The 21,996-nt window shown below is 37.6% G+C and carries 25 protein-coding genes; 13 read left to right on the top strand and 12 right to left on the bottom strand.

Translation table 11 applies throughout. The features are described from left to right. Entirely contained in the window at nt 1-285 is a 285-nt protein-coding gene (locus QPL79_RS08445; RefSeq protein WP_285274375.1) for a hypothetical protein, read from the bottom strand. Nucleotides 286-365: 80 nt separating this feature from the next. Here QPL79_RS08445 and QPL79_RS08440 point away from each other — a divergent pair, with 80 nt between their 5' ends. The 10 genes from QPL79_RS08440 to QPL79_RS08395 all read left to right on the top strand — a co-directional run bounded on the left by QPL79_RS08440 (nt 366) and on the right by QPL79_RS08395 (nt 8,943). Then, nucleotides 366-1,022, top strand: a complete 657-nt coding sequence (locus tag QPL79_RS08440) for a class II aldolase/adducin family protein (RefSeq protein WP_285274374.1) — start codon at nt 366-368, stop codon at nt 1,020-1,022. Beyond that, nucleotides 1,015-2,901, top strand: coding sequence for an aldehyde ferredoxin oxidoreductase family protein (locus tag QPL79_RS08435; protein WP_285274373.1), 1,887 nt, complete (start codon nt 1,015-1,017; stop codon nt 2,899-2,901). The genes QPL79_RS08440 and QPL79_RS08435 overlap by 8 nt, the downstream gene beginning before the upstream one ends. 115 nt (nt 2,902-3,016) lie before the next feature. Further along, entirely contained in the window at nt 3,017-3,385 is a 369-nt protein-coding gene (locus tag QPL79_RS08430) for a hypothetical protein (protein WP_285274372.1), read from the top strand. After that, a complete protein-coding gene (locus QPL79_RS08425) occupies nt 3,369-4,064 on the top strand; it encodes an ABC transporter transmembrane domain-containing protein (protein ID WP_285274371.1) in 696 nt (231 codons plus the stop codon). The genes QPL79_RS08430 and QPL79_RS08425 overlap by 17 nt, the downstream gene beginning before the upstream one ends. 43 nt (nt 4,065-4,107) lie before the next feature. After that, nucleotides 4,108-4,560: a VOC family protein gene (locus tag QPL79_RS08420; RefSeq protein ID WP_285274370.1), complete on the top strand. Its 453-nt coding sequence runs from the start codon at nt 4,108-4,110 to the stop codon at nt 4,558-4,560. Nucleotides 4,561-4,574: 14 nt separating this feature from the next. Further along, nucleotides 4,575-5,378, top strand: coding sequence for a nickel pincer cofactor biosynthesis protein LarB (gene larB, locus QPL79_RS08415; protein WP_285274369.1), 804 nt, complete (start codon nt 4,575-4,577; stop codon nt 5,376-5,378). 81 nt (nt 5,379-5,459) lie between these two features. Beyond that, nucleotides 5,460-6,719, top strand: a complete 1,260-nt coding sequence (larC, locus tag QPL79_RS08410) for a nickel pincer cofactor biosynthesis protein LarC (RefSeq protein WP_285274368.1) — start codon at nt 5,460-5,462, stop codon at nt 6,717-6,719. A 7-nt stretch (nt 6,720-6,726) separates the two neighbouring features. Further along, complete coding sequence (locus QPL79_RS08405) at nt 6,727-7,638, top strand: DUF362 domain-containing protein (RefSeq protein ID WP_285274367.1); 912 nt, start codon at nt 6,727-6,729, stop codon at nt 7,636-7,638. A gap of 122 nt (nt 7,639-7,760) precedes the next feature. Then, the gene (locus QPL79_RS08400; RefSeq protein ID WP_285274366.1) at nt 7,761-8,261 is read left to right on the top strand and encodes an RpiB/LacA/LacB family sugar-phosphate isomerase; all 501 of its coding nucleotides are present in this window, start codon (nt 7,761-7,763) and stop codon (nt 8,259-8,261) included. A gap of 10 nt (nt 8,262-8,271) precedes the next feature. Continuing rightward, the gene (locus tag QPL79_RS08395) at nt 8,272-8,943 is read left to right on the top strand and encodes a hypothetical protein (RefSeq protein WP_285274365.1); all 672 of its coding nucleotides are present in this window, start codon (nt 8,272-8,274) and stop codon (nt 8,941-8,943) included. A gap of 8 nt (nt 8,944-8,951) precedes the next feature. Here QPL79_RS08395 and QPL79_RS08390 read toward each other — a convergent pair whose 3' ends face one another. From QPL79_RS08390 to mobB, 5 genes are all read right to left on the bottom strand, one after another. Continuing rightward, a complete protein-coding gene (locus tag QPL79_RS08390) occupies nt 8,952-9,758 on the bottom strand; it encodes an inositol monophosphatase family protein (RefSeq protein ID WP_285274364.1) in 807 nt (268 codons plus the stop codon). Nucleotides 9,759-10,037: 279 nt separating this feature from the next. Next, a complete protein-coding gene (locus tag QPL79_RS08385) occupies nt 10,038-11,036 on the bottom strand; it encodes a TIGR00269 family protein (protein WP_285274363.1) in 999 nt (332 codons plus the stop codon). Between the two features lie 51 nt (nt 11,037-11,087). After that, nucleotides 11,088-11,531 (bottom strand): hypothetical protein, encoded by a 444-nt coding sequence (locus tag QPL79_RS08380; RefSeq protein ID WP_285274362.1) that lies wholly within the window; start codon nt 11,529-11,531, stop codon nt 11,088-11,090. A gap of 105 nt (nt 11,532-11,636) precedes the next feature. Further along, nucleotides 11,637-12,500 (bottom strand): NAD+ synthase, encoded by an 864-nt coding sequence (locus QPL79_RS08375; protein WP_285274387.1) that lies wholly within the window; start codon nt 12,498-12,500, stop codon nt 11,637-11,639. Between the two features lie 186 nt (nt 12,501-12,686). After that, nucleotides 12,687-13,454 carry a molybdopterin-guanine dinucleotide biosynthesis protein B gene (mobB, locus tag QPL79_RS08370; protein ID WP_285274361.1) on the bottom strand — a complete coding sequence of 256 codons (768 nt, stop codon included), beginning with the start codon at nt 13,452-13,454 and terminating at the stop codon, nt 12,687-12,689. 74 nt (nt 13,455-13,528) lie between these two features. Here mobB and QPL79_RS08365 point away from each other — a divergent pair, with 74 nt between their 5' ends. From QPL79_RS08365 to QPL79_RS08355, 3 genes are all read left to right on the top strand, one after another. Further along, complete coding sequence (locus QPL79_RS08365) at nt 13,529-14,113, top strand: hypothetical protein (protein WP_285274360.1); 585 nt, start codon at nt 13,529-13,531, stop codon at nt 14,111-14,113. A 61-nt stretch (nt 14,114-14,174) separates the two neighbouring features. Next, nucleotides 14,175-14,768, top strand: coding sequence for a YbhB/YbcL family Raf kinase inhibitor-like protein (locus tag QPL79_RS08360; protein ID WP_285274359.1), 594 nt, complete (start codon nt 14,175-14,177; stop codon nt 14,766-14,768). Nucleotides 14,769-14,774: 6 nt separating this feature from the next. Next, nucleotides 14,775-15,695: a carbohydrate kinase family protein gene (locus QPL79_RS08355; RefSeq protein WP_285274358.1), complete on the top strand. Its 921-nt coding sequence runs from the start codon at nt 14,775-14,777 to the stop codon at nt 15,693-15,695. A gap of 10 nt (nt 15,696-15,705) precedes the next feature. Here QPL79_RS08355 and QPL79_RS08350 read toward each other — a convergent pair whose 3' ends face one another. From QPL79_RS08350 to QPL79_RS08325, 6 genes are all read right to left on the bottom strand, one after another. Further along, complete coding sequence (locus QPL79_RS08350) at nt 15,706-16,305, bottom strand: PH domain-containing protein (protein ID WP_285274357.1); 600 nt, start codon at nt 16,303-16,305, stop codon at nt 15,706-15,708. Between the two features lie 175 nt (nt 16,306-16,480). After that, entirely contained in the window at nt 16,481-17,224 is a 744-nt protein-coding gene (locus QPL79_RS08345) for an SIS domain-containing protein (protein WP_285274356.1), read from the bottom strand. A gap of 76 nt (nt 17,225-17,300) precedes the next feature. Next, nucleotides 17,301-19,682: a heavy metal translocating P-type ATPase gene (locus QPL79_RS08340; protein WP_285274355.1), complete on the bottom strand. Its 2,382-nt coding sequence runs from the start codon at nt 19,680-19,682 to the stop codon at nt 17,301-17,303. A 61-nt stretch (nt 19,683-19,743) separates the two neighbouring features. Continuing rightward, nucleotides 19,744-19,914 (bottom strand): YHS domain-containing protein, encoded by a 171-nt coding sequence (locus QPL79_RS08335; RefSeq protein ID WP_285274354.1) that lies wholly within the window; start codon nt 19,912-19,914, stop codon nt 19,744-19,746. Between the two features lie 156 nt (nt 19,915-20,070). Then, on the bottom strand, nt 20,071-20,844 hold the full coding sequence (locus tag QPL79_RS08330; RefSeq protein ID WP_285274353.1) for an alpha/beta hydrolase: 774 nt from the start codon (nt 20,842-20,844) through the stop codon (nt 20,071-20,073). A gap of 461 nt (nt 20,845-21,305) precedes the next feature. Then, the gene (locus QPL79_RS08325; protein ID WP_285274352.1) at nt 21,306-21,791 is read right to left on the bottom strand and encodes a hypothetical protein; all 486 of its coding nucleotides are present in this window, start codon (nt 21,789-21,791) and stop codon (nt 21,306-21,308) included. Nucleotides 21,792-21,996 lie beyond the last annotated feature (205 nt).

Raw genomic sequence — 21,996 nt, 5'->3', positions numbered from 1 at the left:
TTATCCACCTGGAGCAAGAGGCATTAAAACAATTTTTTGTATTCCCCCAACCTTTTTACTTAAATCATCTACAACATTGCCATCAGCAAGTATAACAACATTTTCCTTAAGCGTTGCACTGTTTTCCGAATAGTCAAGAACTTTATCTAGTGCTATAACACCTTTTGAAGAAACATTTTTCAGAATATCTAGTATTGTTGTTGATTCAGAAACCTCTAGAATAAGCTCATGTGTGTTCATGTCGTATGTGAATGGTGGTAGAAGCTTAACCTTCAACCTTAACACAGTTCTTCACCACATTATCTAATTCTCTGAACCTAGGTTTATAAGCTCAGCGATAAAAGTGTTTACTAGGTGTTGAAAGTATGAGTGAAGGTATTGAGTTGTCTGAGGAGCAATTGAAAAACGATATTTGCAAGGTTATGAGACACTTATTTGAAAGAGGTCTTGTATCTGCTTTGGGTGGTAATGTTAGTGCTAGGCTTCCTGGTTCTAACGAGTTTTGGATTACTCCAAGTGGTATTTTCAAAGGTGAGCTAACACCAGATGATTTGATAAAAGTTGATTTGGATGGCAACATTATTGAGGGTTTTGGCAGACCATCAATTGAAACACCTCTTCACGCTGCAATCTATAGAGTTAGACCCGATGTCAATGCCATTGTCCATGCACACAACCCATTCACATTGGGTCTTGCACTAGCTGGTGTTGGATTAAAGCCAATTACTGTTGAGGCTGTTATGGTTCTTAGAAAAGTTGAGGTTGTTCCCTTCGCCTTTCCAGGAACAGATCAATTAGCTAAGCTTGTTGCTGAAAAAGCCTCAACAGGTGCTAGAGCTCTTATTCTTCAAAACCATGGCATTGTGGCTCTAGGCTCTAACTTATATGATGCTGAAGCAGTTGCTGAAACCCTTGAAGAAGTTGCAACAGCACAATTTGTTGCTATGGCCCTTGGAAAAGAGCCTCCTGTTATACCCGAAAGAGAAGTTGAGCTATATTACAAGCTCTACAGACTTGGGTGATTATAAACTGTCTCAGGAGCTCTACGGCTATGCTGGAAAAATTGCATATATTGACTTGTCCAGGGAGAAGGTAGAGATTAAGAATCTTAGCAAACAAGACATAGAGTTGTTTGTTGGTGGCATAGGCTTAGCAACAAAAATTGTGGTTGAGGAGATAGAGGATCCGAGAATAGATCCGTTTAGCCCCCAAAACCCATTGGTTTTCATGACTGGTGCACTAACTGGAACACCAGTATATGGTAGTAGCAGATGGGTTGTTGCAGCCAAGTCGCCACTAACAATGGGATGGGGCGAGGGCCATGTAGCTGGTTACTGGGGTGTTGAGCTTAAGAAAGCTGGTTTTGATGGTCTTGTGATAAAGGGTAGAGCAGCTTCGCCAACGTATCTATATATCCATGATGGAGTTATAGAGTTTAGAGATGCTTCAAAGCTCTGGGGTTTGGATACATATGAAACTGATAAGGAGATAAAGAAGGAGCTTGGAGATCAAAACATTAGAGTTGCTGCAATTGGTTTAGCTGGTGAAAATCTTGTTAGGTTTGCTACAATAGCTGCTGATATTCAGCCCAATGGACCTAGAATTGCTGGTAGAACTGGTATGGGGGCTGTTATGGGGTCTAAGAATCTAAAGGCAATAGCTGTTAAAGGAAGTGGGAAGATAAGTGTTAAAGAACCCAGTAGAGTATCTAGCATATTATCACGACTGCTTCCACTCATAATGTCTTCTCCAACGGCACAAATACTTGCTGTTTATGGAACTGCTGGAGAGGTTGAGGAGTTCTATGAATATGGTGATATGCCCATTAAAAACTTTACCCTTGGCGAATTCGATGGGTATAAGAATCTCACTGGTCAAAGCTTTAGGGAAAGGAAAATTGTTGTTGATGTCTATGGCTGTTGGGCGTGTCCAGTAAAGTGTTGGAAGGTTATGCAAGTTGGTGATATTAGGACAAGAGCACCGGAGTATGAAACCATTGCTTCTCTTGGAACACTTCTAATGATTGACGACCCATTCTATTTGGCGCAGGCAAACTATCTTTGTAACAAATATGGCTTGGACACAATATCTACTGGTGTAACAATTGCATGGGCTTTTGAATGCTTTGAGAAAGGAATTATATCAGCTAGTGATACTGGTGGCTTGGAGCTTAAATGGGGTAATAAAGAAGCTGTTTTAAAGCTTATTGAAATGATTGGCAAAAGAGAAGGTTTTGGAAACATACTGGCTGAGGGATGTAGAAAAGCATCTAGCATTATTGGAAAAGGTTCTGAGGAGCTCTGTATGCATGTTAAAGGCACTGAAATGCCTATGCATGATCCAAGAGCATTTAAGGGAATGGGGCTTCAGTACGCGACATCCAATAGAGGTGCGGATCATCTCTATGGTCTTTTCTTTAGGATAGAACAGGGTCAAAGAGCACATGATTTAAAGATTTATGAAAGAGTTGACAGGTTTGCATATAAAGGCAAGGGGTGGATGGTGGCAACAATGATGATTTGGAGCGAAATTCAGGAGTCTATGGGTATTTGCAAATTTGTTGATATTCCACCAGCTCATATAGCAGGGCTTTACACATATGTTACAGGTTTTAAGAAGAATGTTCAGGATTTGCTGAAAGTGGGTAAGAGGATATTCACATTGAAAAGAATGTTCAACATAGCTTGTGGAATGTCCAGAAAGGATGACATTCTTCAGAAAAGGTTTTTGAGAGAACCAATGAATGAGGGAGGGGCCAAGGGGCAGGTGGTTGAGCTAGATCAAATGCTAACAGAGTTTTACGAGTTTATGGGATGGGATGAGAATGGAAAGCCGAGGAAAGAGGTTTTGGAGGATCTTGGACTAGTTGAGTATGGTAGAAAACTGGGTTTGGTTGCTTAACACCAAGTATTAATGTTTTAATTAAGTTGGTTATCTTTATCAATTTGCTAAACAGCTTAAAAGCAGTTACTGAAGCAAGTAACACTTCTGAAAATTTGATTAAGGGTTTAACGCTTTGAACATTGTTTCAAGAATTAGAAGCAAAGTTATTGATGATGTTACAACCATGGCTAGGTTCATACAAAATATTATTATTCCACATTCTCCTGGTTTTTCCCTTGCTCTTTTTGTAATGATCACAGTTTTCGTGGTTAGATCTGTTGTTGGAGGCTACTTTATTCCACAAGCTATTGCAAATGTTGTTAATGCTGTTAGAAGAAGTGAGGAAGAATTGTTTTTCAAAAGATTTGTAACAGGTGTTGGTCTTTTTGGTGCTGCAGCCATAGTTTTTATTGCAACAGAGTTTGCCTTGATGAGGTACTTCACAAAGCTTGCTGATAGTATTGTGAGTTTGAAGAAGGCTATGCTTGCTAAAAATCAATGAGAATGGAAATAACGAGCCTTTGGATGATGTTATTGGGAGAGTCAGTAGCGATATAGACTTTGTTATTTGGAATATAAACGCTGTTTTAACAACACTACTTCCAAATGTGTTTACAGCTGTGGCATCAACAATAACAATATTTAGTTTCAACACATCAATAGGTTTAGCAATGCTTGCATCATCAGCACCATATATGCTTCTTGCTGAATACTATAGCAGAAAAGCAGAGGTTGCTAGATTGGAGGAGAGAAGAGCTTATAGCGCAAGCATTGCATACATAAGGGATGCTTTATATGAGCGTAGAAATGGTGATTTGCTTAACAACGTGTTTTCTTGGTGGAGAAAAGCAATTACAAACCTCATATGGTTTGACAGAATATACTGGGGTTTTGGATTATTCACACAATTCTCATCAGCAGCAGCAATATCCTACATGTCAATAGAGAAGGCTAGAAAAGGTGAAATAGATGTTGGAACACTAGCTGGAATCATATCAGCTGCTCTCGGAGCCCATGGAGCAATGCTAAATGCTATGTGGGCTCTTTGCATACAAAGCCAAACAGTTGCTGCAATAAAGAGAGTCACAATATACTTTACCCAAGAACTTTATGAAGCTAAAAGAAATGGCAAGATGGGCATGCCGCTAGCTAAGGTCATTGCCAGAGCTCTGAAAATATAAGTTTAAAATGAGGTAAAGTCCAATAACAAATTTTGTGATTAAAATGAGTTGCAAAGGTCTTGGAAAAGTTGTTCAAATAGCTATTGTTGTGAGGAACATTGATGAGGCTTTGGAGAACTGGTCTAAGCTTCTTGGAATTGAAAAGCCAAAAGTTATTGTAACTGAGGAGTGGGAAAAGACAAAGATGATGTTTAGAGGAGAGCCTTCGAGAGGAAGAGCAAAACTTGCATTTATAAACATGGAGAATATTGTTATAGAGCTTATAGAGCCAATCGATGGTCCTAGCACATGGAGAGATTTTCTTGAGAAGCATGGTCAGGGCATTCACCACATAGCATTTGTTGTTGAAAATGCTGATGAATGTGCTAAGTATTTGGAGGGCTTTGGTGGTTTTAAGGAGCAGGAAGGGTTCTTTAGAAATGGAAAGTATATTTATGTGAATACTGTTAATGGTCTTGGAGCTATTATAGAGCTTCTTCAATATTTCAGCAAGTAGCACGGGTTTTTGGCATGGACTTGAGAAAGGTTTTAGAGGATCTAGCCTCTGGTAAAATATCTGTTGAAGAGGCTTTGAGAAGGATAAGACTGTTCTCAATTGAGTACATAGAGAATGTTATAAGATTTGATGTTGGTAGAGAGCTTAGAAGAGATGTTCCCGAAATTGTTTTTGGTGAAGGTAAATCTGTTGAGAATCTCGAAAAGATTTTGGTAAGTGTTGTTCCTAGAAGTGGTAGAGTCATTGTTTCTCGTCTTACCAATGAGCAAATAGCTTATTTGGAGAATGCAAAGTTTGAGGATTTTGAAATTTTCATTAATAAAAGGGGTAGGATAGCTGTTGTTAAGAAAAAGGATTTCGATATTCCAAAATATGATTGCAGAGTAGGTGTTGTAGCTGCTGGCACAGCTGATATTGGTGTTGCTGAAGAGGCTAAGGTTGTTGTTGAGCAAATGGGCTGTGAAACAGTATCTATTTATGATGTTGGTGTAGCTGGTTTTCACAGAGTTTTAGAGGCTTTGAAGATTTTGAAGGAGAGAGATGTTGATGTTGCAATAGTTGTTGCTGGCATGGAGGGTGCACTACCATCTGTAGTGGCATCGCTAATAGATGTTCCTGTTATAGGTGTTCCAACATCTGTTGGCTATGGGGCTGGTGGAGAGGGGTTGGCAGCTCTATACTCAATGCTACAGGCATGCCCACTTGGACTAGCTGTTGTAAATATTGATAATGGTGTTAATGCAGGTGTTGTAGCAGGTTTAATTGGGAGAAGAATATCGCTTTACAAACAAAAGTGTGTATCTGTTGAGAGAACATAGATAAAATTATTTCTGTTTTTGTCAAATCAAAAACATTTTTAATTCTGCTATACAGCATTCGTATTGCTTTGGTGTGTTGATGTGACTAGCAAAGTTGTTGTTATAGATCCCTCGATTTCCGGTGTCTCAGGGGATATGATGCTTGCTTCACTAATTGATTTAGGTGTTGATGCAAAGCTTTTTGAGTCTTTGAGAAAGGCTATTATAAGAAATGTTGATGGTGTTGAAAACATTGAAATTGTTGTAGAAGATGTTGTTAGAAGTGGCATCAGGGCTAAGGCAGTTGATGTGAAAATTTCTGAGAGATTTGATGAGAGAAGTGGTTTGGAAATGATTAGATATGCTGAGGCTGTGGCTGACGAGGTTAATCTTAGCAGTAAAATGAAGAAATTTGTTGTTGATACAATGAAAATTCTTGTTGATGCTGAGTCCAAGGTTCATGGGAAAACAGCTGAGGATACTCATCTCCACGAGCTTGGATCAGCAGATACAATTGTTGATATAGTTGGTGTTGCAATGGCTCTAGAGTTTCTTGGTCTTGTTGATGCAACATTCTATTCTCTTCCAGTTGCTGTTGGAAAAGGCTATGTGAAAACAGATCATGGCTTGTACTCAGTGCCAGCACCAGCAACTCTAGAGATTTTGAGAAGAGGGGAAGCAATATTCTTTACTGGACATGCTGAGGGGGAGTTAACAACACCAACTGGAGCTGCAATTATTTGCTCACTTGCCAAATCGTTTGTGGATTCAATACCTGTTATGAAGCTAACTCAGATTGGTTATGGTGCTGGTAAAAAGGATTTTGGGAATAAACCAAATGTTGTTAGGGTATTGGTTGGAAACAATATTGATAATAGCAATGTTGATGGTCTTGAACATGAAAGAATTGTTGTTGTTGAAACAGATGTTGATGATGTTTCTGGTGAGGTTGTTGGGTATACAGTGGAGAGGTTGTTTGAGGTTGGAGCAAAAGATGTGTCGATAGTGCCTATATACATGAAGAAGAATAGACCTGGTTACAGCATTAGGGTATTGACTGATGAGATGAGCTATTCAGATATTGTTAAAACATTGGTTAGAGAGCTTGGAACTCTAGGGGTTAGAATGTATGTTGTTAACAGGTTTAAGGTTCCCTATAGAGAGATTAGGAGAATTGCTGTTGATATTGATGGTTCTAAGCATTTAGTTGATGTGAAGATAAGCAAGGATTTTAATGGAAACATTGTTAATACTAAGCCAGAGTACGAGTCTGTTAAGAAAATTGCCAAGGATTTGAACAAAGCATATAGAAGTGTTGCAAATGCTGTTCTAAGATCCTTAAACGAGATTGGAGAGGGTTAGAAGATCAATGTCTGTTTCGATAGTTAAAACATTTGATCATCGCAATGGGGTTTCCAAAGCTCTTGAGCTTATAGAAAACGAAATTGTTGCTTCCATTGGAAACAGGAAAAAGTTTTTGATAAAACCAAACTTCGTCTCAACAAGAACAAGTCTTGCTGCTACACCTGTTGAAGCTGTTGAGGCAACTATAGCATTTATCTCCTCAAGATTCAGCCCATCGGAGATATTGGTTGCTGAGTCACCTGCTATTGGAAGTTTTAGAGATGGTTTGAAAAACTTTGGCTATTACAAACTTAGAGACTTGTTTAAAAATGTTGAGTTTATTGATCTTGATGAGTATGAGCATCAAAGATTTGTTTTAGTTGATGAAAGTAATAGAGAGTTTGAGGTTTATGTTTCAAAGCTTTTGCTTGATAAAAGCTATGTTGTTGTATCTCCATGTAGAGCAAAAACACATGACACAGTAATTGTTACTCTCTCAATAAAAAACATTGTTATGGGGGCGATAAAAAGAGGGTGGAAACATGAAATGCACAAAGGCTACTACTCAATAAACTACAACATAGCAAAACTTGCAACACATCTAATGCCAGATATAGGCATAGTTGATGGTGTTGAGGCTATGGAGGGCAACGGCCCAATTTCCGGAACATCAAAAAAGTGGGGAGTTGTATTCGCTTCAACAAATCCTGTGAATCTAGATGCTGTAGTGGCATATGCAATGGGGTTTAACCCCATGGATATAGGCTATCTCTACTTCCTATGGAAATGGGGCTATGGGGAAATAGATATAAGCAAGATTAGAGTTGTTGGAGAAAGCATAGAAAGTATTAAAACTGTGTTTAAACCACATTCAACATATAGATCCCAGCTCTCATGGAAAAACACTGCTATGAAACTTGGCCAGCTTTCTCCATAAATCAATATTTGAAAACATTTGATTTGCTTTTCAAATGTTTTTGGTTTTTACAACAGCTTTTAAAGAAGATATGATTAGTATTTCAGTAGTGCAAAGCTGAAATTCTCAAATAGGGGAGTTGTATGGAGGTCAGTAGTGCAAAAGAGGTGAAATCCCAGACTGTTGAGAGGAGTAGGAGAGTTGCTGTTGGATCCGATGATCTTTACCCAGCTGTTAATGCTGTTGTGAAGTATCTTACTGAGAAGGGTTTTGAGGTTATACCTGTTGGCTCTGTGAAAACTGGTAAGCCTGAGCCGTGGCCATTGGTTGGTTTTGAGGTTGGGAAGCTTGTTGCTAGTGGTGTTGCTGATTGGGGTGTTGTGATTTGCTATACTGGTACTGGTGTTTCTATTGCTGCTAACAAGGTTAAGGGTGTTAGAGCAGCTCTTTGCAATGATGCTGAAACTGCTAGAGGTGCTAGGCTTTGGAATGATGCAAATGTTTTGGCTATGAGTGGTAGGCTTGTGACCGAATATGTTGCAAGGGAGATTTTAGATGCTTGGATAAGCACAACAAAAATTGATGAGAGTGAGGCTAGAAACATTGAGTTGTTGAAGAAGCTTGATGTTGAGGGAACGCTGTAGAGGTGTTTAAATGTATCAATATCTCTATGTGGATAAAAATGTTGTGAAGAAATTTCCAAGCAATGTGTACAACTTTTTGTGGATTCCAATGATTTTAGCTCATTTCCCAAACTGTAAACCAAAAGATCTTTATCTAATTGACTGTTTATTTAGCGATGTTTGTGAAAATCCATACACAGTTGTTATTCTTTTGGAGAAGGTGTCGAAAAAGGCTAAGCTAGTTGATGAAATGCCTGTTGAAGCTAAGAAGATATTGGTGAGAGAGTGTAGTTCTTTGAAGGCTTTTCAAAATCTTCAAAAAATTGCACATGATGTTGCTTCAGAAAATTATTTCATGCTTCAACAGCTCATAGATTCCTTGTCAGAGTTTTCAGATGTTGAAATTCCCTACAGGGTTTTTCTGAGAACAAGAAAATATGTGATACCAGCTGAGAAGGTTAGGCAATCAACAATTAGAATAACATGTAAAATGACTAGAAAGCTTATGGAGAATCTATGCTTCATAAGAAAAAATGTTGTGACAACACCTGAAATAGATGCCAAACCTGTTTATGTTCTAGCCTACTACTCTAGCAACTATGTTGATGGCGGGTTCATTGTTGATAAGAAGATTTTGAGAAGAAAGGCGTTGACTAGAATTTTAAAGAACTTCCAAAGCAAATTAGCAAACATCATAACATAGATTTGCTGCTAAAACCTTTTTTGCAGTGCTTTTGCAAGTCTATTGAGAATTTCATTGTTATAGGCAACAGCAACGCACTTAACCCTTTCTGCAGAATCTATCGGTATCCTCATTGCGTTAGCAAAACCATTTGAACACTCAACAGCTTTTGCACCAAGTGCAGTAGCTATTCTTATTGCTGATGCAACATCAACATTTCTAAGCTTTGCCCTGGCATCTATAAATGCTTCAGCATTTCCAAGACCAACATAAACAATGTCTAAAGCTGCACTTCCAAGAGATCTAATAGTCAATTTTCTTTGGCTTAGAAGCAAATAGTTTAGTAGTGGTGTGTAGGCCTCTAGAGACTCGAAGTATCCAAGAACTATTGGTGCTGGAGAATCTCTTCTTCCAGAACCACCAAATATCTTAACAGAGCCATTGTCATAAACATATGTTCTACTTCTAAAAATCTCTGCAACAACAGCAAACAGTATATCCTCTAGCGTAGCACCTTTTCTATAGGGAGCAACAGCAACTGATATAGAAGCCCATGGAATATCAAAAGAAAAGTTTGTGCTTCCATCAACAGGATCAGCAACAACAATCCATTTTGGAACTCCAAAAACATTCAAACCCTCTTCCTCACCAATAAAAACAACATCGCCAAGAGAATCAACAATACACTTCCTCAAAATATTCTCTGCATCAACATCAAATTTCTTTGAAACATCGCCAAAAGGATTAGAACCAACAACATCGAATGAAACCATGGATGAGTTTAAATATGCTCTAACCTTCTCCACACACCCAACAACTTTTTCATACAGTGACAAAGCAAAACACCTCGGCAAAAGGTCACATCTTTTAGAAAAGTTAAAAACTGTTGTTTCTACGCAAAACTGTGTTTAATTATTTCAGTAAAGCCCACCACTCATCACATCATCAGATACGACCGCATTCATCATGTATAGTTTCAATTCTATCTTCACATTTCAATTCATGACTTTTCTGAACAAAAATTTTCCATTGCAAACTCTAAACCATTCACTATGATTTAATAAACCACAAACTTTTAGCTTGTTAAGTCCATAGGATATGCAAAACCGAAGTCTTTAAGTTGTAGAAGTGTGATTAAGGTTTAGCAAATGAAGTTGGGCAATTTTTGTTTTCACTTCAGAACCTAGGGGTTTGCCAGCTACCTTAGCTGTTATTTTGCAAAATGAACATATCTCGCTATTTGATGGTGATTGACAAATTTTGCATTGTTTCAATGGCTCTTCTTTCCCAATGTTTTTGTATATCTCAATGTTTTTTGCTATGGATCTTGCAAAAGCTATTTTGAATCCTGGATGCCTCTTCTCAGCATTGTTAATAAATTCTCTAATTGTTTTCTCCAAACCTTTTCTTGCTGAATATGGGCACTCATTCTGTACAAAAGGTAGTTTAGCTAAGTATGCATATAGCATTATCTCATCTTCTGAAACCTCGTACAAAGGTCTTATTCTACCAACCAATCCATTTAAGGTATCTGTTTTTGGACCTAGCTTAGATATTTCGAATAGGTTTTGAAGCACAAAGTTTTTGATTATATAAGGAATCAAATCGTCTAGGTGATGACCAAGAGCAACAGCATTTGCCTTAAGCTCTTGCGCAGCAACATTGATTAAGTATCTCTTTATGAGGCCACACAAACTGCATGGAGGTCTTTTAGTTTTTGAAACCATTTCTGGAAGATTAAAACCTGTAAGCTCCTTGAGATCTAAAACTATTAGTGGAATTCCAAGAGATTTGCAAAGATTTTCAACAACTTCTCGAGAAATCTTGGAATATTCACCTATACCCAAATCAATATGCAAAGCAATTAACTCAAACCCTATATCCTTTGAAAGCTTGTGTAGAATGTAAAGCATTGAAACACTATCCTTACCACCTGATACAGCAGCTAATATCCTCCAGTTTTTGCCTCCTAACCCATATCTTTTAAATGTGTTGAAAACCTTCTTCTCTATAAACTGTATGAAGTGTTCTTTGCATAGCCACAGCTTCGCATAGCCAATTCTTGTAACAGCATTTTCGTTGCAAAAAGAGCACTTAATCTTTGTTTCAACCATCAATGGATACACAGTTTTCAAGCAGTTATTAAATGTTTTGTTATTGAATTTCTAATCTTCAACACTCCAACTGCTAAGTATTTTCCCAACATATCCTCTAGCTTTTAAAGCAAAAATCTTTGATACTTCAATTGCATTTTCAATGTTTATCGATGGACACGAGGATTCACATACTCTGTGAAGAAAAGAGTTTCTTAAGCATCGAAGAACTCTAGCTGTTCTTCTAATACTTCTATACTCTTCTTCGTTAAGAAAACCCTCTTTTCTAAGTATAGCCAATGCTCTGTTTATTCTCTTCTTCGAGGATATTTTGCACAAAACCCTTTTTAACTTTCTCTCACCAGAAGCTATGATTACATCAGCAGCAATTTTCTCAAAATATGTATATAGCAAAACAATTTTTATTGAGTCTGGAAGCTGGGAATTTGAAACAAAATCAACTATTTTATCTTGTTCATCATCAGGTCTGTAAACATATGCCATAAGAGGCTTCATTTTTGCATCACATTTTATTAGCATAGAAAAGAGTGAAACTATATAAGAACGGGGATGCAACAATGCGAATAGCTTCTTTTACAGCATGAGAACCAATTACATTGTTTAGCCTCTTCTAATTTTTTGGTAAACAGATGAAACAATTTGTTCTACAACAGGTTTTGGATCTGGCATTAAAACACCAGATCTTTTGTGAATTGTTGTTGAATATCTATGCAAAACCTTTTTAACAACATCATCACTAACGCCAGTAACACTAGGAATTTCATTTACGGGTAGACCAAGATCGAAAAATGCGAAGAAAACAAGATCTATATCCTCATATCTTAAACCAAGTTCTTTCTCAGCTAAGTGATCTGGCCAAAGCCTTGGGGAACTAGGCTTTTTAACAATTTTTTGTGGAACACCAAGAAACTCTCCGAATCTTCTCACCTGGGTTTTGAACAAAACTATTAGTGGTGCTATGTCGGAAGCTCCATCACCATATTTTGTGAAGTAGCCAAGCAAATACTCACTTCTATCACTAGTACCTAAAACAAGATAGTTGAACTTGTTTGCGTAGTAGTAGAGTATGCACATTCTTATTCTTGCCCTTAGATTCCCAACAGCAAGAACATCGCCATGAGAAGCCACTGGAATTTTCTTAACATAGGCATCAACAATATCAGAAATCTCAACAACATCATATCTGCCACCAAAACCCTCAACAAGATTCACAGCATCTTTCACATCATCATCAGGAGTAACATTCTTATCAGGCATAACAACAGCGAAAACTCTATCAACACCAACACTTCTAACAGCCAAAGCATAGGCAACAGCAGAATCAACACCACCACTAACCCCAACAACAAAACCTTTCATACCAGATGCAGCCAAGCTACTCCTCAAAAACCTAGACAAATAACTTTCAACAAAACCATAATCAATATTAACAATATCATCAATCGAAATCCTCAAAGAAAACACCACTCCAAATCCATAAACCCAAAACAATTTTTCAATCCCATTTGCTGAATTTCCAGGTTTATAAGCTTATTATTTTTGATAGTGTTTTTAAAATCTCACATAAAACAATAGAGTTTTAAATTGTTCAACTCTTTCATTATTCCATACATGCAATGTGGGGAACAAATAAATAAAGTTGAAAATGAATTAGGTTTGTGTGTAGTTTATTTCGATTAGTATTTTTTCTTTCTTTTCCTCTACTCCTTTTAGTGATGATATGAATCCTTCTATTGTTGATTTTAGTGCATTTTTGACGAATGGGTTGAGTGGTATTGGCTTGTTGTTTACCATTAGTTTTACATCTAGTTTCACTGGACACCAGCTTGTTTTTCCCATTGCATATGCTTTTGCAAATGCTTTGCATGTTTCATAGCCACAGTAACCACAGTTTAGCTGTGGTGTTTTGGATTCTATGTGGATAAGCATTTTATTTTCTATGAGTTCTGCGATTTTGTCTACATCGCTTTTTGTGTATATGGGTACTTCACTGTTTTTCTTTAGAGTATCTGCAATGGTGTTTTCAGCAACAATTGCTATTAGATTCTTAAGCTTTTTTGCTAATTCAAATTCCTCAATTTTGTTTATTACTGCTATTGTGTCTCCCACCTCTGACTCTTTGAAGCCCTCAACAACTATTATTGGTGTATCCAAGTATTTCAGAATTGTTGGTAAGTCATCAACCCATTTGCTGTAGAAAATAGCTCCTTTGTTTGTAGATGAAACCACAACTATATCGGCTCCTGCATTTGCATAGATGAAACTATCTTTTTCAGCAACATCTATTTCCCCATGGGAATGCTTAACAACACCAACTATGTAGCCTTTTGCCTTGAGATTTGAAACAATTTTAGAGGCTATGTCTGTTTTCCCACTTCTTCTCTCAAAAGAAACAAACTTTACAACATAGGAAATCAAGTTTCATCCCATTACTTAACGTGGTTACAATCTTAAATATTTTCTCCTCGTGATAATTGATGTGGTGTTACCTGGTGCTTGAAATAGTTTACTTTATAGCGGCTCTCGGCTCAATACCAATACTATCGCTAGTAGCTATCAATGTAAGAAACAGGAGATACTGGCATGGGGTGGTGCCAGGTGTTGGAGCAATTGCATCGCTTATAGTATTTGTGCTTGTTTTTGCAGCTCCATGGATTGTGCTAAAAAGTTATGCATACACACTTAACGAATCTTATAGAGTTGTTGGAATAGCTGGTGATGTGTTCTCAAAGTCTTTGCTACTAACATCCATATTCGCAGCTTTTGGAGCAGCTCTGTGGCTTGCAGATATTGAAAGTGGGAAGGAGGTGTTTCTATCAACTTCTGCAATAGGATTTGCAATAACACTTTCATTCATCTCATCAGCAACAGCGCTTGCTCTACTTGGGAACATGGCCATAGAGTCTATAGGCTATGGAGCATGGGCATCAACAGCTCTTTACTCACTAAACATTGTTCTTGGCATGGCGAGGAAAAAGCCAAGACAATTCACTCAACCAATTAGCTATAGCAATGCTAGTGAAAATGACTTGGCTAAGAAGATTCTTGAAGAAGCTAAAAAAGCTATTTCAAGGTAATTCAAAAGCATTGAGTTGCTAAACTTATATTTTTGCAAAGTGTGTAGAGATTTGTGGTTTTATGAAAAAAGTTTTTTACTTAGCAATAGCCTTGCTCATAATAGCTATTCTCATTTCGGTAACCATCTACCTCAATTTCTTTAAACAAGTTCAGGTAGAGCTTACGGCACCTGGGCTGGAAAGCGTTATTGGAAATGCGAAGAAAACCATCTATGTTTCAAGCAAATCCTTTAGCAACGGCTCGACAATACCAGCTAAATACACATGCGATGGGGATAACACATCACCTCAAATAACAATATCTAATGTTCCTCCACAGGCCAAAAGCGTTGTTCTAATTGTTTACGATCCAGATGCACCAGGTGGAATATTCTATCACTGGATTGTTTACAACTTAAGTGGTTTAGTCATAAATCTTGATGAGGGGGAGTCGCAGAGAGGCAAACTTTTGCAGGGGTTAAACGACTTTGGTTTTATTGGTTATGGAGGTCCATGCCCACCAAAAGGCGATAAACCACATAGGTATGTATTTGTGGCCTTGGCTCTTGACATAGAGTCTAACTGGGGATCTGGCCTACATCCAGAGGATGTTTTAGAGAAAGTCAAGGGCCATGTTATTGCATATGGATATTTGATTGGGTTCTACAGTAGGTGATTATATTTGAGTGTTTTTGTTGCTGGTAGAATAAACTATGACACTATTCTATTTGTTAAAGGGTTTTTTCAAAGAGGAAGAAAATTTGTTGGAAATCTTGTTACTGAGGGTGTTGGTGGAACAGGTGCAAACATAGCTATTTCAATGGTCAGGGCAGGGGCTAGAAATGTTAAGCTTTTTGGTGCTGTTGGCAAGGACTTGGAAAACACAGTTAAAACCTATTTGCAAAGTGAGGGTGTTGGTATAGAGCATGTTATTGTTTTTGATGGTGAAACTGGTAGAGCATATATAATAATTGATGATGAGGGAGAGTCAACAATAATAACAATACCAGGTGTAAACAACATGCTTAGCGCTTCTCACATACCCAAAGACATTCTAGATTCTTCAGCGATTGTTGTAGCAAATATTCCAAGGGATGTTGCAACAGCAATTGTAGAGAAATTCAAAGGGCAGTTAATGTTTATGGATCCTGGAAACAGTTGGAATCCTCTTGAGTTGGTTTCTAAAACCCAATGTGAATGCTTTATACTGCCAAATGAATACGAGTTTTCACAATACTTAAACAACTCGAAGAGTGATCTACATGCCTACAAAAACTGTGTGATTGTTGTTAAAAAAGGTGAGAAAGGGGCTACGCTATATGACTATAGAAGGGGAAGAGCATTGGATGTGGGTGCAATGCCTTTGAAAAAACTTGGGCTAAAGGTTTATTCAACAGCTGGTTGCGGCGATATATTTACAGGGGTTTTTGCTACTTTATACATGGAGTCTAGAAACATTGAGAAGGCAATGCTCTACGCATCTATAGCAGCTGGGGTAAAGGCTACAAGAATTCTCTCGCATGATGTACCAAAAAGAAGTGAGCTAGAGACTCTCATAGACAAATACCGTTCCATGATAAGCATAAATGAATATTCTCTATAGCAATAACTCTCTAAAGCTTTTCCAAAATCTTTTTCTTTTTCTCATTATACTCTTCCTCTGTAAGTACTCCAGCATCTCTTAGCTCCTTCAACATGTTAAGCAAAGCCACAATATCTTTCTCACCAGCCTTTCCAAAATCTCTAGAAACCTGTGGAACTTGAATTGCCTGCGCCACCATGCCACGCATCACAAACTCTTTTGGCTTAACCAAAGTTATTTCCTCACTAAACAAGCTTTTTCTTCTAACCATTGTCGGAGGCTCAACAGCAATACTTTTTATAGCGCTATACATAGCTGAAACAGCTTTTCTAGAACTTTCTCTATCCATCCACGAAAGCTCCAGCTTACCCCCATCCTCAATACTTAAAACAAATCTTGTTGCAAGCAAACCTATGCGACAATACATCTTCTCAAGCTTTTCATAAGGAATAGAAACCATTTCATAGCGACCAAAAATCTTTTCATCAAAGTAGATAACCCTTCGATTTGTTATAACAAGCCACTTAGGCTTCTCAATTGAAAATCTCTTCTTCACAGCATATAGAACTGTCTCCCCCTCATCAAGATTCTCAACTAATCCCTTTGGAATTCCACTACTATTTGCCGACATAAAAACCTCACATACCCTACATGAGGTTAGCTGTTTAAAATGCTTATTGTTTTATGCCAGATCTTAGCTTAGATAGTGAGGAAATCGAAACAAGGTTAATAGCTTTAGCAAGTTTAGTGCAATATTGTATTAAAATGGTGATATCACAAAAGATTATGTCAATGCTGTTACTGCTTCATAAAGGCTTTACAATTTGAATATACCTGTCTAGGTACTCCTTGTTTTTCTCGATGCCTCCAGGTATGTTGGAGCTCATCCAAACTTCAACATCTAATCCTCTTTCAATCATTTTCTCAACAACTCTTATGACAAGCAGTTGTACTATAAACGAGTTTAGAATTGTGGAAACAGGGGCTATTTTCTGAGCAAAGCCCTTAACTTCGTAAGCAGCATCTCCCTCAGGAACCTTATTATCTATACTCACATCACAAACCTCAAACAATCTCTTTCCATATGGATTACTTGGGCTTAGCCTCATTGAATACTCTAATGAGGTTATGCATATTGTTTTAAGGCCCTTCTCCCTAGATTTGATAGCTACCTCCACTGGAACAGCGTTTTTACCAGAACTAGACACTATTATTATGACAGAGTTTTCCTTAATTGGAATTGAGTTCAAAATAGCCTCTCCATATCCTGGCAACCTCTCCAACATAGTGCTTTTCAAAGCACCGTTTAACATTAATAGCGATGGATCTAAAATTGGATATATTCTAACAAGTCCTCCAGCTCTATAGAACATCTCAAGAGCTGTAATCATGGAGTGCCCCGTGCCAAACACATATACAAAGCCTTCCTTACTAAGTGCTTCCACTATGAGCTCAGAAGCTTCCTCTATTCTATTTCTCTCCTCAGCAACAATTCTATCAATAAGCTTCACAACAATATCTCTAAAAACATTGTAAGACTTTGAACTCATTTAAATCACAATCAACAGAGTTTATTTTCAACTATAAAAGGTTTGTGAGTTTTAATATTGTTTTCTATAAAATAAATCAAATGGAGCTAGAAGTGCTTTGTTTCAATAATCTTAGCGAATTTAGCACAACACTCACATCACTTAAAATCATTGCTGCTGCACCCATTTCTGGTCTCATGAACACTCCATGGCTGTAAAAAACTCCTGCTGCTATTGGCAGTAATGCTATGTTGTATATAAATGCCCATGCAATATTTTCTAAGAATTTTCTCCTAACTTTTTTGCTAAGCTCTATAATGAAAACTAGATCAGATAATTTATTGCTTGTCAATACAACATCTCCTGCTTCCTTAGAAACATCTGCTCCACCACCCATAGCAACACCAACATGAGCCACAGATATTGTTGCTGCATCGTTTACTCCATCACCAACATAAAGAATCTTCTCACCTTTTGATTGAATCTCTTTAACAAGCTCCGTTTTCTCAAGTGGCTTCAGCTCATAGCGGTAAAAATCTAGTTGAAGAGCCTTGGCATATCTCTCCACAGAGCCCTTAACATCTCCACTGGCAATTCCAATTCTATAGCCAAGGCTCTTCAAATATCTAACCACCTTCTCCGCCTCTGGCCTCAGCCTGTCAGATACTTCTATGACTGCAACCAGGGAATTGTTTAAAGCTACTAGCACTGGTGTAGACCCCTTGCTGCTTATAATATCATCAATTTTTTCGAGTTTCTCCATCTCCTCAACACCCATTCTTTTAAGAAGCTCCATATTCCCAATAGAAACAGTAGAGTTGTTGATAATGCCAACAACTCCAAGACCTGGAAAATGGTTGAACTCCTCAACATCTCCAGTCTCAACACCTTTATCTTTGCAGAAGTCTGTAACTGCTTTTGCTATTGGATGTTCACTTCTACTCTCAACACTGCAAATGTAGAAAAGCAGGGTTTTCTCATCAACAGTGTTATTCACAATCCAAATGTTTTCAACATGTGGCTTTCCAATAGTTAAAGTACCTGTTTTATCAAAGATTATTGTAGATGATTCTAGTAGTCTATCAAAAACATCTCCACGTCTAATCACAACACCTTTTCTAGATGCAGCAACAACAGCAATTGAAACAGCCATTGGAACTGCAATTCCTATTGCACATGGGCATGCAGTTGCAAAAACTGTTGCTGTAAACATTATTGCCTTGGCGAAATCACTTACAATGATACCCCAGTATAGAAGAACGGATATGCCAAGAGCGATAACAAGCCATGTGAAAACACCAACAAACTTGTCAGCAACTCTAAGAGCCTTGGGCTTGTAGAACTGGGCTTCTCTAATTGTTTCAATAATTCTATAAAGCATTGTTTCTCTACCAACCCTAGTTGCTCTAACTCTTAAATAGCCAGAAACAAGTATTGTGCCAGCCAAAACAGGGTCTCTGGTCTTAGCTGATTTGTGTACAGGTAGTGGTTCTCCTGTAAAACTAGATTCATCAACATAGCCATCACCATCAACAACAACACCATCGACAGGAATAATCTCACCAGCTCTAATCTCAACAATGGATTCTGGAGAAACCTTCTCAGCATCAACCTCAACAACCTTATCACCAACAACAACTCTTGCTTTGCTATAAAGTCTTTTCACAAGATCCTCAACACTACTCCAAGCGCTTCTCCTAATTCTCTCCTCTAGATAAAGACCAAAACCAACAAAACCCAAAACACCTGCAGAAGCCTCGAAAAACGATTCTGTGGAAAGGCCACTGCCTTTGGGTGCAACCCCAAGTAGAGATGCTAATCCAAATAAAAATGATATTGTTGTTGATAAAGAAACTAGAGAGTCCATGGTTGGTGAAAGCCTTGCCAATGCCGCAAAGCCTCTACGCAAAATATCATAGTTCAAGGCAATAACAACTGAAGATGCTATTGCAAGGTAGTAAACATAGTTGTAGCTAATGTGAATATTCATAAGCATAGAGGCTATTGCTATGGAAACCACTGCTACTCCTATAGAGAAGGATAGAACTCTTCTCAGCAAAGAGCTTTTCTCAAATGCTTTGCCTCTAGCAATAGACTCTTCCAATAGCTTTCTAAACCCAACTCCAAGACCAGAAAAAATCTTTTCAACATCTGAAGAGCTTAGTGTGTATGGGTTGTAAACAACTTTTACAGTTGATGTTGATATAGATGATATGCAGTCAAAAATTCCAGTGGTTTTGCAAAGCCTTTTCTCAATATAGCTAGCAAGTCCTGTGTCAAGATCTTCAACAACAAAAACAGCAACTTCTTTAACAACATCGTATCCAGCGTTTCTAACCCCTCTATAAACATCGTTTAAACCGCAAATAGAATCATTGTAAACAATTATAGCCTCGCCAGTAGATAAATCAAATTTGAATTCCTCTACACAACCAAGCTTAGCAAACTCCCTGTTAATGGCATAAACACAGAGGGGCAATCAACACCAACAAGCTTTAGCTTCTCCCTAACCAAATGCAACAACCAAAAACAGTCTATGCTTAGTGCATGCCTCTAGGGCCATGAGTAAGATAATACTCAGGATTCTTCTCAAACTCCTCTAAACAGTGTTTGCTACAGAAATAGTATATCCTACCCCTGTAAACAGTTTTGTAAGTAGTTTTCTTAGGATCGACAACCATGCCACAAACAGGATCAACATACTCAGGCAAAAAACCACACCAAGGCAAACAACTGTAGTAAAAAAGTAATAAGCTTACACATGATGAAAACTCGAATCAACTGCTTTGTTATTTCCTGGCTTAGTCAAATACTGCTGCAATGTTTATGAAAAGGCTTTAACTGGTATTGGTCTTGGCATAGCAGTGCTATGCTATACCCATTTTCTCTTTTACCCAGGTAACTATTTCGCTAATAACAGTTGTTTTTGATTTGTATGTTGAAAATACGTGACCTCCCTCATCTAGTAGCACAAGCTTTTTATCTTTTGAAGCAAGTTTTTCGTAGAATTGCTGTGACTGTATATATGGAACAACCTCATCGTTTTTTGCATGTATTATTAGCACAGGTATTGTGATTTTATCTACTAGCTCAAGAGCATTGTATTTTGAGAAGCTTAGCAAACCCTCTTTCCTTATTCTATAAGGTCCAAAAACCCCGAGAATGTAATAATCTCCAGCTTCAGCAACAAACCTCTCCATAGCCTTTCCAATTTCTGCAAAGTTTATTGCTGGGGATAGGAGAATAGCACCAGCAAGCCTATCTCCATGGGCAGCAGCTAACCTAGCAGCTATATGCCCACCCATACTCAAACCCAACACAATTATTCTCTCCGGCCTATAACCATTAGCAACATAGGCTAAAGCATTTTCAGCATCCTCCAAAGCATACTCAAACCTAAACTCCTCAAAATCCAGAGGAGAATCACCATGACACCTATAATCAAATCTAAAAACAGAAACACCAACTTTACACAAAGCCCTTGCAACATCAACAAAAAGCCTATTAGCCTCAACCTTGTTACCCGTAAACCCATGAAGCATCAAAACAAAAAATCTCGACCCAATAGACGGTATGTGAACAAAGGCTGAAAGCTCATAGCCAGCACTTGGAAAAGTCAAAGGCTTTTCAAAACACGCCATATACCCTTCACCAAAAAGAGTATAAACCAGAAGAGGTATAAATACCTTGATCACACTACATGAAATCACTTTCAATTCAACAAAAGATTAAAATATCAGTAATTGTTGAACCATTAGTATCTTAGAGTTGGTCAGAGGACTAATGATATATACAATGAGTCTCAAAATATTATCATTGTCTTTACCGTAAATGGTAAGTATGAGAAGGGAAGTTGAAAACAGGGTGATTGGTGTAGATATTGTTGAAAGTATTAAGATCTAGCAGGTGGGTAAAGTAAGGTAGGTTATTAGAATTTTCAAAAAAGTGACTATAATATAAAATCTAATGTAATTCAATATTATAGGTTTATAAGCATGGACAATAAAAAGAAAATAAAACAAAAACATTTTTAAATTTTTAAACTTGTCTTTACTACATTATAACGTAATTAATGTAGAATATGAGATATGGTTAGATGTTTTTATAGCATAATTTCAACTATGAATTTGTTGCTTATTTTGAGTATTAATTTGCTTGGTTTTTCGCTTGCTGGTATGGAGAATGTTATGTAATATTCTGCAACATCTTTTGGTTTTATGGTGGGTGGTGCTGATGTTGATGTGCATCGATACTTCTTTTCTGTGTTAGTAACAAGTTCAAATCCCCATATCTCTGACATGCTCTTCGTGATTGTATCATTGTTGTGTATTTCAAGTTTTGCTATAACAATGTTCATGTCTTCAACAGATTCCACTACACATGCTTTGCAAATTTCATATGTAACTATGGTAATGCTTCTCAGGTTTATGACCCAATCACCAACTGTTATTGAAGTATTTGGTGCTCCACGAATTAGCTGTGGTTGTGGGGAAGCAACCAGGTCGTGGATTTTGTTGTGAAATGCAATAGCTATGAAAATAGCGACAATAGCTACAACTATACATATTTCAACAATTCGCTTTTGCATTATCTCAGACACATCACTTTCAAAATAACAACATTCAAATTCTTTTCCTAGCCAAGTTATAAATATTTTCAAGTTTTGCAAAAAGCCTGGAAACCACACATTAAATTTGCTATAGTTCATTAATGGATAATGATCTTAACCTTTTGCATGATATTAATAAGCAAGGTTTTTAATACCTTAGTTAATGCAAAAGTGTTGTGAATGT

This window comes from Ignisphaera cupida (assembly GCF_030186535.1).
Lineage (GTDB): Archaea > Thermoproteota > Thermoprotei_A > Sulfolobales > Ignisphaeraceae > Ignisphaera > Ignisphaera cupida.
The sequence above is the reverse complement of the archived record's forward strand: the minus strand, read 5'-3'. Positions and strand labels throughout refer to the sequence as shown.